Source organism: Flavobacterium sp. HSC-61S13 (assembly GCF_024171535.1).
Classification (GTDB): Bacteria; Bacteroidota; Bacteroidia; order Flavobacteriales; family Flavobacteriaceae; genus Flavobacterium.
In genome coordinates, this window is the sequence record NZ_JALJZV010000007.1 from 93,858 (window position 1) to 106,233 (window position 12,376).

At 35.8% G+C, this 12,376-nt stretch carries 13 protein-coding genes; 2 read left to right on the top strand and 11 right to left on the bottom strand.

Features of this window, described 5'->3' with window-relative positions; translation table 11 throughout:
• Nucleotides 1-225 precede the first annotated feature (225 nt).
• Both L1275_RS08720 and L1275_RS08725 read left to right on the top strand, forming a co-directional pair.
• Complete coding sequence (locus L1275_RS08720) at nucleotides 226-1,236, top strand: SMP-30/gluconolactonase/LRE family protein (RefSeq protein ID WP_253471882.1); 1,011 nt, start codon at nucleotides 226-228, stop codon at nucleotides 1,234-1,236.
• A 5-nt stretch (nucleotides 1,237-1,241) separates the two neighbouring features.
• The gene (locus L1275_RS08725; RefSeq protein ID WP_253471884.1) at nucleotides 1,242-1,613 is read left to right on the top strand and encodes a helix-turn-helix domain-containing protein; all 372 of its coding nucleotides are present in this window, start codon (nucleotides 1,242-1,244) and stop codon (nucleotides 1,611-1,613) included.
• A gap of 131 nt (nucleotides 1,614-1,744) precedes the next feature.
• On the opposite strand, the gene L1275_RS08730 is transcribed toward L1275_RS08725, so the two are convergent.
• The 11 genes from L1275_RS08730 to ligA all read right to left on the bottom strand — a co-directional run bounded on the left by L1275_RS08730 (nucleotide 1,745) and on the right by ligA (nucleotide 12,375).
• The gene (locus tag L1275_RS08730) at nucleotides 1,745-2,575 is read right to left on the bottom strand and encodes an enoyl-ACP reductase (protein WP_253471886.1); all 831 of its coding nucleotides are present in this window, start codon (nucleotides 2,573-2,575) and stop codon (nucleotides 1,745-1,747) included.
• A 14-nt stretch (nucleotides 2,576-2,589) separates the two neighbouring features.
• Nucleotides 2,590-3,111, bottom strand: coding sequence for a tetratricopeptide repeat protein (locus tag L1275_RS08735; protein WP_253471888.1), 522 nt, complete (start codon nucleotides 3,109-3,111; stop codon nucleotides 2,590-2,592).
• A gap of 12 nt (nucleotides 3,112-3,123) precedes the next feature.
• Nucleotides 3,124-4,779, bottom strand: coding sequence for a DNA repair protein RecN (gene recN / locus L1275_RS08740; RefSeq protein ID WP_253471890.1), 1,656 nt, complete (start codon nucleotides 4,777-4,779; stop codon nucleotides 3,124-3,126).
• A 19-nt stretch (nucleotides 4,780-4,798) separates the two neighbouring features.
• A complete protein-coding gene (locus L1275_RS08745; RefSeq protein ID WP_253471892.1) occupies nucleotides 4,799-5,683 on the bottom strand; it encodes a DUF4835 family protein in 885 nt (294 codons plus the stop codon).
• Nucleotides 5,676-6,884 carry a bifunctional phosphopantothenoylcysteine decarboxylase/phosphopantothenate--cysteine ligase CoaBC gene (gene coaBC, locus L1275_RS08750; RefSeq protein ID WP_253471894.1) on the bottom strand — a complete coding sequence of 403 codons (1,209 nt, stop codon included), beginning with the start codon at nucleotides 6,882-6,884 and terminating at the stop codon, nucleotides 5,676-5,678. Before coaBC ends, L1275_RS08745 begins: the two co-directional genes overlap by 8 nt.
• Before the next feature lie 13 nt (nucleotides 6,885-6,897).
• On the bottom strand, nucleotides 6,898-7,215 hold the full coding sequence (locus L1275_RS08755) for a DNA-directed RNA polymerase subunit omega (protein WP_219293150.1): 318 nt from the start codon (nucleotides 7,213-7,215) through the stop codon (nucleotides 6,898-6,900).
• Nucleotides 7,216-7,222: 7 nt separating this feature from the next.
• Nucleotides 7,223-8,029, bottom strand: coding sequence for an outer membrane protein assembly factor BamD (locus L1275_RS08760; protein WP_253471896.1), 807 nt, complete (start codon nucleotides 8,027-8,029; stop codon nucleotides 7,223-7,225).
• A gap of 253 nt (nucleotides 8,030-8,282) precedes the next feature.
• The gene (locus tag L1275_RS08765) at nucleotides 8,283-8,792 is read right to left on the bottom strand and encodes a ferritin (protein ID WP_253471898.1); all 510 of its coding nucleotides are present in this window, start codon (nucleotides 8,790-8,792) and stop codon (nucleotides 8,283-8,285) included.
• Between the two features lie 15 nt (nucleotides 8,793-8,807).
• Nucleotides 8,808-9,701: a 4-hydroxy-tetrahydrodipicolinate synthase gene (dapA, locus tag L1275_RS08770; RefSeq protein WP_253471900.1), complete on the bottom strand. Its 894-nt coding sequence runs from the start codon at nucleotides 9,699-9,701 to the stop codon at nucleotides 8,808-8,810.
• Nucleotides 9,702-9,705: 4 nt separating this feature from the next.
• The gene (locus tag L1275_RS08775) at nucleotides 9,706-10,218 is read right to left on the bottom strand and encodes a hypothetical protein (RefSeq protein ID WP_253471902.1); all 513 of its coding nucleotides are present in this window, start codon (nucleotides 10,216-10,218) and stop codon (nucleotides 9,706-9,708) included.
• A gap of 156 nt (nucleotides 10,219-10,374) precedes the next feature.
• Complete coding sequence (gene ligA, locus L1275_RS08780; protein WP_253471904.1) at nucleotides 10,375-12,375, bottom strand: NAD-dependent DNA ligase LigA; 2,001 nt, start codon at nucleotides 12,373-12,375, stop codon at nucleotides 10,375-10,377.
• Nucleotide 12,376: the final 1 nt, after the last annotated feature.

A 12,376-nucleotide genomic window follows, 5' to 3' on the forward strand; every position in this document is an offset into this window, starting at 1 on the left:
CCTATCCTCATTAACGTTCGTTACATCCCTTCTCTTACCTTTATTTACATAGTATCTGGTTTGGTCCAAACCAATTAACAACTAATAATATCTGCCTAATTACTACAATTTCTGGCTAGATTAAATATTCCACTTAACCAGCCTTACATTTTAGTTTTCAACTAACCCTTTGGTAAGTAGTTGCTTAACATGACATAAAGTCGCTATTTTTATCAAAAATCACCGATGAAAAAAATGTATTATTGTCTTTTTTGTAGTCTTTACTTCACTATAACTACAGTATCACAAACCACAAACAAAAAAGTTTCCTTCTCACATTATATAGAGGGAATTGTAAATCCTGAGGATTTGATTTTTGTAACCGATCAAAATTGGGTCATTATCAGTTCTATGGCAAGCGCAACTCATTCGGGAAAAATTTATGCTCTGCACAAAGAGGAAAGTCGCAAGGTATTGTTATTTGATAGCGCACAAGCTGGTATTCCGGTTGATCACTTAAAGTCCTTTTCACCGCATGGCATTTATGTAAATAAATATGAAGAGGATTATATGCTCTATGTGATTAGTCATGGTAAAAAGGAAACCATTGAGATTTTTAACCTGTATTTCAACGATGGAAATCCTCAAATCAACTGGAAAGACTCGCTTGATTTACCTGCAACTGTCTGGGCAAATGGCTTGGTTGTTGACCGAGATAAGAAAATCTATGTTAGCAGTATGTATGATCCTAGTGATCCAGATTTTCTAGAAAAGTTTCAAAGAAAGGAAGTTACAGGACAAATTTGGAACTGGTCTATTCAAGATCAATGGACACCATTTAGTAAAGACCAATTTTCAGGTGCCAACGGCATTGCAATTTCATCTGATCAAAAAAGTTTATATTTGTCTGAATGGGCTAACCAACAAATACATCAGCTTACAACAAGTGATGGAACTATAACCAAATCAATAGTGGTAGATTTTTTACCTGATAATATTAGAGGGTCTGGTAGCGGAAACTTATTGATTGCCGGGCAAATAGGCGACCCCAAGCATGTTTTTCTTAGCAAAGGTATAAGTGAAACCAATATGTATTTTAGTGTTATCGCTTTAAATCCAAGCTTAAGTGATGTAAAAAAGATCATTAGTGGGGGAAACATTCAGTTTGCCAACGCCACTGTTGCTATTGATGTAGGCCAGTATTATTGGTTGGGATGCGTCGAAAATAACAAAATAGCCGTCTACTTTAAAAATTAATTTTTATGTCTGAATTTTTTTATGACAACCGCTTATATTACACACCTATTGAATTTGCATTACGGCATATAGGGGGTACTTGGAAAATGCCGATTTTATGGCGTTTGCAACAAAAACCGCTGCGATTTAGTGAATTGAAAAGAGATATACCTCATATATCAGATAAGATGCTTACGAGCCAGCTTCGGGAATTGGAACAGAAGGGCTTAATAGACCGAAGGATCTACGCAGAAGTACCTGCTAAAGTAATCTATTCTTTGACTGAAAAAGGCAGCAAAACACTTCCTGTTATTGAAATCATTATGAAATACGGATATGAATTGATTAAGGAAGAAGGGATCGAATATCCACCAAATGAAACGGATACAATCACTTAGTTTAGTGGTGTAAGTTAATGTAAGCCTTTTAACGCTACTATTTAAAATTAAAGTCCAACAAGCATTACGAAGAAGTAAAAAAAAATGGGACCTCCTAAAAGTAGATCCCATTTTGTAAATTATTTGACCAACTATTCCTTAAAATCTTCCGATCCTCTTTCAAAGGCCTCCATCACCTCTTGACTAACTCCCATATTTGAAAATCCACCATCGTGAAATAAATTCTGAAGCGTTACTTTTTTGGTTAAATCAGAGAACATGGTTACTACATAATTCGCACAATCTAGAGCTGAAGCATTCCCCAAAGGAGACATTTTGTCTGCATAAGAAATAAATCCTGAAAAACCTTTAACTCCCTGTCCAGCTGTAGTAGCCGTTGGAGATTGAGAAATGGTGTTTACACGAACTTTTTTGTCCTTACCAAAGAAGTAACCAAAACTACGTGCAATCGATTCTAAATAGGCTTTATTGTCGGCCATATCATTATAATCAGGAAACACTCTTTGCGAAGCCATATAAGTTAAAGCGATAATACTTCCCCATTCTGTCATTGCATCTTTTTTGTAAAGAACTTGCATCACTTTATGAAAAGAAACTGCAGAAACATCCCACCCTTTTTGAGTGAAATCGTATTTATTTTCTGTATAAGGAATATTTTTACGAACATTCACAGACATTCCTATCGAATGTAAAACGAAATCGATCTTTCCGCCTAATATAGCCGTCGCTTGATCAACGAGGTTTTCTAAATCTTCTATTGATGTTGCGTCTGCAGGAACAATTTGTGAACCAGTCTTTTCTGCCAACTCATTCAACGTCCCCATTCTCATAGCTATAGGAGCATTTGTCAATACAAAAGTACCTCCTTCTTCATGTACGCGTTCTGCCGTTTTCCAAGCGATTGAATTTTCGTCTAATGCACCAAAAATAATTCCTCTTTTTCCTTTTAACAAATTATACATATTCTATATTTTTTTTAAATAAATTTCAATTTAAGTTTTTCAAATATACTCATTTTATCTTTTACCCGTTCTCTATTAAGACGCAGTGTCTCTATAAAGGAATTTGAATAAGAATGATATTTTGCCTCATTATAATACTTATAAGACGTTACAAAATCGAGTTCTACTTCATATAAACGGCCCAATTCACAGTAATAGGATCCCAAATCGGGTTTACCAACGGTTTCTATAGCAAATTTTATATGCTTTTTTGCTTCGTCTAATCGTTTAAGGTCTACTAATAAATAAGCGTAATTTAAGTAAGCTGCCCCATAAGTAGGTTCAAACTTCATCGCCAATTGATAATGATATTCCGCTCGTGCGTAGTCATATAATTTATAGTAGAAAATCCATCCAAGATGATTATGCGCTCTACCAAAATCAGGTACATCTGACAATATTTCTTCTATTATTTCCTTACCCTGTGAAGCATCACCATCAGAAATAAGTCGATCGGCTTTTATAAATTCATTTTCATAATGGTTGTTATAGTCCATGATGTCATTTATCTATTTATTCAATAATTCCTCTGCGTGTAGTAAGGCCGACTCTGAAATGTTTTTTCCCGACAACATTTGTGCTATTTCCACGATGCGTTCTTCCCGAGTCAACAAACGCAGCTGAGAAGTCGTTGTATCATCAATTGTTGTTTTAAAGACCTTATAGTGATGATCCCCTTTGGCGGCAATCTGTGGTAAATGTGTAATCGACAAAACTTGCATGTTTTGACTCATGTTTTTCATAATTACCCCCATTTTATCTGCAATTTCACCGGAAACCCCCGTATCAATTTCATCAAAAATAATGGTAGGCAAGTTGGAGTATTCTGCCAAAATAGCTTTAATAGCCAACATGATACGAGATAGTTCTCCTCCAGAGGCCACTTTCTTTAATAATCCAAAGTCGATTCCCTTATTGGCAGAGAACAACAATTGCAAATCATCCATACCGTTATTCAAAAAGGATTTTGCCGGATTCATCTCAAATTGAAAAGCAGCATTAGGCATACCTAAAAGACTTAATAAATCCACTAATTTCTGTTGAAGAACAGGAACAGCCTTCTTTCTTTGTTCGGTCAATTGCGCAGCAATACCCATCAATTCTGCCTCTTTATTTTCGAGTTCGACTAAGAGTTTTTCTATCTTAACGTCTAAATCATTGGCCATGAAAAGCTTTTCATTGAGCTCGTTTTCAATAGCGACTAATTCTTCTATGGTTTGTACCTGATGTTTCTTTTGCAAAGCGTAAATCAATTGCAATTTTTCATCTATTAAACGCAACTGTTCCGGGTTGTGAACCAAGCCTTCTGTTTGCATTTCTATTTCATTACCAATATCATTTAATTCGATTTCGACACTGTGAACGCGCTCATATAACTCTAAAAACTCTTTAGAGAAATTTGTAATGCGCTGTAGAGAAGCCCGCACTTCTTTGACTGTATTATTGATTCCAATTTGCTCCTCGTTTAGTAAACTCCAAGATTTCGATAGTGCCTCCTTTACAAATTCCACATTATTCAATTTCTCATAATCGGCTTCCAAAGTTTCTTGCTCCCCAGATTTCAGTTGCGCCTGATGCAATTCTTCCGATAAAAACGTATGGTAATCCCTTTCTTTTATCCAGTCTGATTGCTGTATTTGCAAGGCCTTTAACTGGTTCTGTCCCTTTTTGAATGCAGATAAAGCAAACTGATACTGCGATAAAACAACGGTATTTTGAGCAACAGCATCCAAAATTTGAATTTGATAAATTTCATCAGATAACTCCTGTGTTTGATGCTGAGAATGTATATCGATCAAAGCGACTCCCAAATCGTTGAGTACCGCTAAATTTACCGGGCTATCATTGACAAAAGCACGTGATTTCCCCGAAGGTAAAATTTCCCGACGTATGATGGTTGTTTCTTCATAATCGAGATCCAAGGCTTCGAAAAACGATTGTAACTGATAACTCCCAATTTGAAAATGGGCTTCTATAACACATTTTTCATCTTTAACTTTTAGAGATGTCAAATCCGCTCTCTTACCCAAAATCAAACCCAATGCTCCTAGTATAATCGATTTACCTGCACCAGTTTCTCCTGTGATAATAGTGAAATGATTGGAAAAACCAATTTCTAAACGCTCAATTAAGGCAAAATTTTTAATAGATAATACGCTCAGCATGAATGGTATATTTTATCAATTATAATTTACTCCATTTGGCAGAATTCAAAGGAGATATTTTATTTAGAGTCTCTAAGGTCTTTTGTTTGTTAACATCTGGTCCACCAGAAAAAATAGATACAATTTCATCAGCTTTGGCATCAAAAAAGATTCGCAACAAAAAAGCATTCGGTCTTACTGCATATAGCTTTGAAAGCGTTTCAATAGATGTGATTACACCTTCTTTACCCTTTTTTGCTTGGTCGGTCATTTTGTCTAAACCATCAAAATGATAAATAAACATCGCTTCTCGAAAGGAATCGTTAGAGGAGGACATGATGTCGTTGACTAAAAAATAGCGGTTATTACTGCCATCTCCTTGAGCCCATCCCTTGTACCCACTCTGTTGTGCCATCGATACTATGCCTGATGCATTTTGAAAGTAACTAGTACCTCCATTTTTCGAAAAACTGTCAGCGTCAAGTCCCAAAATAATATTGACATAATAACCAACTAAACCCATTAAATTAGAATCAAAGCTATTGGGATTGTAGTTTAGATTTTCAAATTCTGTGTAGGTAAAACTAATGTCTTTATCGTTAAAATTTAATAAGGGTGAAGTATAAGTTGAATTGTAAATGATACGTGAAGACTGTACTTGTAGGGTCCCTGAAATCACGTTGTTATCATACGCGGTTACATTTAAAAAAAAGTTACAATCGATTTTCTCGTTGTTACCAAAATTTTTAGATGTCCACTTGGTATTATTAATAAAGTCTTTTAACGCGGTCTCCAAGGTCTTAAAAACCTGTCTATTGCTATTTCCTATCTGGCTGTGATTAATCGATACCGTAGCATTAAATTCCTGCGCAGTTAACACATTACAACAGAGTAAGACAATACTTAATAAAAATAATTTACGCATAGTGTTCCTTTATTTTATTGACAATATCTACCGCAACAGCTTCTTTACTTTTTAACTCCATGGGCATTATATGAAATGCTTTATCAATAAAAGTTACTTTATTGGTTGGCACTCCAAATCCAGCTCCTTGGTCGTTTAGTGAATTTAGAACAATCAGATCTAAATTCTTTTTTCTTATTTTTTGTTGGGCATGCTCTATTTCATTTTCTGTTTCCAAGGCAAAACCTATCAAAAACTGTTGTTTTTTAATAGCACCTAAGGAGGCTAAAATATCGGGATTTTTTTCAAGTTCGATAACGAAATCATCAGCAGATTTCTTTATTTTTTGAGTTGCTTTATTTTTTGGCCTATAATCCGCAACTGCGGCTGCTCCAATAAACACATCTACTCCATCAAAATGCTGATGACATACATCATACATCTCTTGGGCAGAAAGCACCGAAATAGTCTCCACCAACGGATGATTGATATGCTGTTGCGTTGGCCCTGTGACTAAAACCACCTTAGCACCTTCTTGAGCTGCTGCTAAAGCGATATCAAATCCCATCTTACCAGAAGAATGATTACCTATAAAACGCACCGGATCGATAGCTTCGTATGTTGGTCCGGCAGTTATTAATATTTTTTTTCCGTTAAGGCTTTTGTCTTTAGACAGGGACTTTGTAAGAAAAGCAACGATATTTTCCGGTTCGGCCATTCTGCCTTCACCAAAAAGACCACTTGCCAACTCACCTTTTTCTGCGGGAATCATCAGGTTTTTATAAGATTCTAAAACCTTTAAATTATTTTGTGTAGAAGGATGGATATACATATCCAGATCCATAGCAGGCGCGAAATAGACCGGGCATTTTGCCGAAAGATAAATCGCCTGTAATAAGTTATCACACGCACCAGTGACCATTTTTGAAATCGTATTGGCTGTTGCTGGCGCAATGAGTATTAAATCTGCCCAAAGCGCGATCTCTACATGGTTATTCCAAGTGGATGTCGCTTGATTTGAATTAAAAAAATCGGTATATACCGGTTTTTTAGATAGGGTAGACAATGTAAATGAAGTCACAAATTGATGAGAAGCAGGTGTCATGATTACTTGAACCTCGGCACCTGCTTTTATCAATAGTCTCACTAAACTTGCCGTCTTGTAAGCGGCAATTCCACCAGATATACCCAGTACTATTTTCTTTCCGCTTAAAACTGACATGTCGTAGAGTATGTTATTTCACAACTTCTTTATAAGTAATATCTCCATTTAACCATTCTTCCACTGCTAGAGCATGCGGTTTAGGCAATTTTTCGTAAAATTTAGACACTTCAATTTGTTCTTTATTTTCAAAAACCTCGTCTAAACTATCGTTATATGTCGCAAATTCATCCAATTTATCCAACAATTCTTTCTTGATATCAGCATTGATTTGGTTCGCTCTTTTAGCAATAATGGTAATCGCTTCATAAACATTTCCTGTCGGCTCTTCAATCTTGTTTTTGTTGTAAGTAATTGTGTTTACTGGAGCATTCGTTTTCTTTAAATCCATCCTAAAATTATTTTGAAAATTGTTGTAAATCTTTATTAACTCGTTCCAACATTCTGTCGGCCTGATTTCTATATTTTGTATCCTCTTTAAATCGAATTAAAGCATCATACATTGTTTTTGCATTTTCCAAACGGTCTTCCATTTTTGAATAAACACTGTTTATAGCCAAATTATAAGCAGAATCAAATTTGTAATACAAAGCATCTTCTTTATAAATGGTACCAGGATAATCAAATATAAAATTATCTAATGCAATAATCGCAGCTGTATAATCTCGAGTCCAACCACCAATTGTGTTTAATTGTTTGGCATTCTCAAAAGTCTTTTGCTCCAATTTCTGATTGGCTTTGGTCATCATTTGATTTGCTTCGATGGCGTATTCTGAGGCAGGATACGTATCGATAAATTCCTGTAACTTCGTAATTGTAAGTACTGTAAATCCTTGATCCAACGAATATACTGGGGATAAGGCAAAAGTAGATTTTATCTCTAGCAATAAGGCTTCTTCGTGATGTACACTTTTAGGATATGCCGCTGCAAATAATTTATAGCGCTCTCGCGATAACATATAATCCTTTACAAAATAGGAAGCATTTGCAAAGTTAAAAAACATCTCCTCTGCATCAGGTGTACCTCTACCTACTCGTTCTAATTGTTCATAGAGGCGAAGTGCTTTTCTATATTTTTTTTGCTCATATAATTTTTGTGCTACTTCTCTTTTGTAAGCGACATCATCAGATTTAATCGCTTTTTGAAGCGGACCACATCCGACTAATACAACCATCAAAAGAGCTAAGCTTATATATTTTTTCATATATGGATATTATTTAACATTTAAGATATGACAACACACAACGCTCACTAGTCTATACCTATGACAAACTAATTCATACTGGCGATTTCATATTATTTATTGTTTATAGCAAAAAGTCTCCCCGAGATAGTTCTATGAAAACAAATGCAAATTTAAGTATTAATTGGATTATAAAAAACCTTTTTGTATTAAAAAAGAAAAGATGTCAATAACAGACATCTTTTCTTGATTTTTTTCAAGAATTAAAACCGAATTATAAAACTGGTTTTACTTGCTGATTGAAATTTTTAAGATCATTATCAAATAAATAAAGTCCTCCTTTATCGTCTCCAATTAAATTAATCTTATCCAGTATCGTACGTGCTGTTGCCTCTTCTTCGATCTGTTCAGAAACATACCATTGCAAGAAATTATGCGTTGCATAATCTCTTTCTGTCAATGAGATATGTACTAAATCATTAATACTTTGAGAAACATATACTTCGTGATCAAACAATTGTTTGAAAAGTGCTTTAAAAGAAGTATGATCCAATTCCGGCTTTGAAATTGCAGGTATATCCGCTACGCCACCTCTTTGATTGACGTACTTGATCAATTTCAACATATGTTGACGCTCTTCGTCAGATTGCGCATACATAAAAGTCGCAATACCTTCAAAACCTTGAATCTCTGCCCAAGACGCCATTTCCAAATATATCTGAGACGAATCGCCTTCAATTTTCACTTGTCTGTTTAATGCTTTTTCTAAATCTGCTGATAACATGATTCTTATATTTTTTTAAAGATTGGCTAATTTATAGTTTTTAACAACAAAAGAATTAATCCTTTTTGCTAAATCTTCGTTAACATTCACCAAAGGCAAACGCACAGTATCTCCAGTAACGTTCATCGATTTTAACATGGCTTTGATTCCCGCAGGATTACCTTGTTCAAAAATCATATCTATGCTTTCAGCCAGTTGATAATGCAATTCAAATGCCTGATCAACTTCTCTACGTAAGCCCATACGAATTAGATTGGAGAAATCCTCAGCAAATGCCTGACCTATAACTGAAATTACACCGGCTCCACCGGCTAACACCATTGGCAAAGCGATCATATCGTCACCAGAAATCACCAAAAAGTGCTCTGGCTTGTTTTTAATCAATTCCATGGCCTGTACCAAATCACCTGCAGCTTCTTTTATTCCAATTACGTTTGGAAATTCACTAGCCAATCGCAATGCGGTAGTTGGCAACATATTACTTGCTGTCCTACCCGGCACATTATACAATATAATTGGCAAAGGAGAACTCAAAGCTATTGCTTTAAAATGTTGGTATATCCCTTCTTGTGTCGGTTTGTTATAAAATGGAGAAACAGACAAAATCGCATCAAATCCCTTAAGATTTTCAGCATTCAATTCTTCTACAACCCCTGCAGTATGATTTCCCCCAACACCTAAAACCAATGGCAATCTCCCCTTATTCGCATCAATTATGGTCTTCTTCACCAACTCCTTTTCCTCTTTGGACAAAGTAACAGACTCTCCAGTAGTTCCAAGAACCACTAAATACTCTACTCCACCCACTATTACGTGATTTACTAATTTTTGTAGCGCCTCTACGTCAACGGAAAAATCGCTTTTAAACGGAGTCACCAAAGCAACTCCTGTACCCATAAATGATTGCATCTTTTTATTTTTTAAAAATTTCTATATATCTAAATAATTCTTCAATATACGTTTTATATTGCTCGATAGGTAGTTGTAGCGACAAATGATTATTACTGAGTTTTATGGTGGAAAAACCCACTTTAAACCTTGCTTGAGAATGTGCCGTTGACCACAACAACAACATCTCATCAACATCGTAATAACTGATCAATAAATCAAAAGGGGTATCGATAAAACGTTGAACTTTTTCATTTTTCAGCTTACCCTCCCAATCAAAATCTCCAACTTTGATAGCCACTTCGCCATCCTTTAAAGCACCTACAACCGACCTACTAAGTAGAAAACTAATTTGATCTGAACCAATACCGCGAAGTCCTAATTCTTTTACAACAGCTTCCTTGTTAGCAAAATCCTTTTGATTCAAAATGATTCCAACCTGTTTGATGACCCCGTTAAAATCAATATGCTGCCCTCGCGACAGCTGATTTTTCACCGATCTTTTAAGGGCTTTATACTTTATTATATTTAAAAACATAGTCGTTGTAGTTCCTTACAAAGTTAATAAAATATAGCTTAACTGAATTGTGAAATATCAAAAAGAAAACGAATAATCTTAAACTATCACAACACTAACCGTCATAAGATTGACTAAAAATCAATACAACAAATAAACCCCAGTAAATCACCTAGGCTATTGTTGTATAAGATCTATAAAATCCTGTTCCGATAAAATCGTTATTTTCAACTTATTCGCTTTTTCTAATTTTGCAGGCCCCATTTTATCACCTGCAACCACATAATTAGTCTTTGCCGAAATAGAACTCCCTATTTTCCCTCCATGGTCCTCAATCAATTGCTTCAAATCTTCTCTCGAAAATTGTTCAAAAACTCCTGAAACAACGAAAACCTGTCCTGCAAAACGATCCGAAATGGCTGTGCTCTCTTTTTCTACTAGTTCAAATTGTACGCCAAAATCTTTTAATCTGTTGATTAATATTTTATTTTCTTGGTTTTCAAAAAAGTCAACAACACTCTGCGCAATTTTCTCCCCAATTTCATCAACTAATATCAAATCCATCAAGGTTGCCCGAGACAAGGCATCGATATTTTTATAGTGAAGGGCTAATTTTTTAGCCACGGTTTCTCCGACATAACGGATGCCCAATGCATACAAAACACGTTCAAAAGGCACTTCTTTCGATTTTTCTATACCCTTAATTAAATTATCCGCCGATTTTTCCGCCATGCGCTCTAGCGGCAAGACAGCTTCTTTCTGCAATTCATATAAGTCGGCATAATTCTCGATCAGACGATTATTAACCAATAGAGCTACCGTTTCTCCACCCAATCCTTCAATATCCATAGCCTTTCTAGAGATATAGTGTTGAATCCTTCCTATTATTTGAGGCGGACAACCGTAGAAATTTGGACAATAATGTTGCACCTCACCTTCTTTTCGAACCAATTTGGTTTGACATTCTGGACAATGATCGATATAAATAGTAGGCTGAGAATCCGCAGGGCGCAATTCAAAATTCACCCCTACAATTTTAGGAATAATCTCACCTCCTTTTTCTACATACACAGAATCCCCTTCCCTGATATCCAACTTTTCTATCTGGTCTGCATTGTGTAAAGAAGCCCTCCTTACTGTCGTTCCTGCCAATTGTACCGCTTCCAAATTTGCAACCGGCGTAATAGCCCCAGTACGTCCTACTTGATAAGTAATGTTCTTTAAAACCGTCTCTGCCTGTTCTGTTTTAAATTTATAAGCAATCGCCCAACGCGGTGATTTGGACGTATATCCCAACTCCTGCTGATGATCAATAGAATTCACTTTAACGACTACTCCATCGGTTTCATAAGGCAAATCTTGTCGATGCTGATCCCAATAGTCAATAAACTCAAAAACCGATTCCATATTCATTGCAAGTTTTGCAATAGGAGGCACTTTAAACCCCCATGAACGCGCTTTTTCCAAAGCTTCAAACTGCGTTGCAAAAGGCAGTTGATCTCCCACTATGGCATATAAAAGACATTCCAAAGGCCTTCTTGCTACCTCCGCACTATCTTGCAACTTCAAACTACCAGAAGCCGTGTTTCTCGGATTCGAATAAGGAGCCTCTCCAATCTCAATCAAATCCTGATTCATCTTTTCGAAACCTTTGAAAGGTAAAATAATCTCACCGCGTATATCGAATTTAGGTGGAAAATCACCTTTTAGTCGAATGGGAACTGATTTTATCGTTTTGATATTATTCGTTACATCATCACCTTGAAAGCCATCACCACGAGTAAGCGCGCGTTTTAAGACACCATTTTCATAGGTGATACTGATTGATGCACCATCGTATTTAAGCTCACAAGTATAACTTACTTCAACATCTCCAAGCCCTTTTTGTACCCGTTTTTCCCAATCCAATAAGTCCTCCTTAGAATATGAATTATCCAAGGAATACATGCGATAAATATGCGGGACGGTTTCGAAATTTTTAGTAATCACTCCACCGACTCTAAGAGTCGGCGAATTTTCATCAAAATACTGTGGATGCTGCTGTTCTAACTGCTCTAGCTGCTTGAGCTTTTGGTCAAAATCAAAATCAGAAATAATCGGCTGATCCAAGACATAATAGTTATAGTTATGCTGGTTTAGCTCTTCGCGTAAATCCGTAATTTGTTTTAAAACATCCATA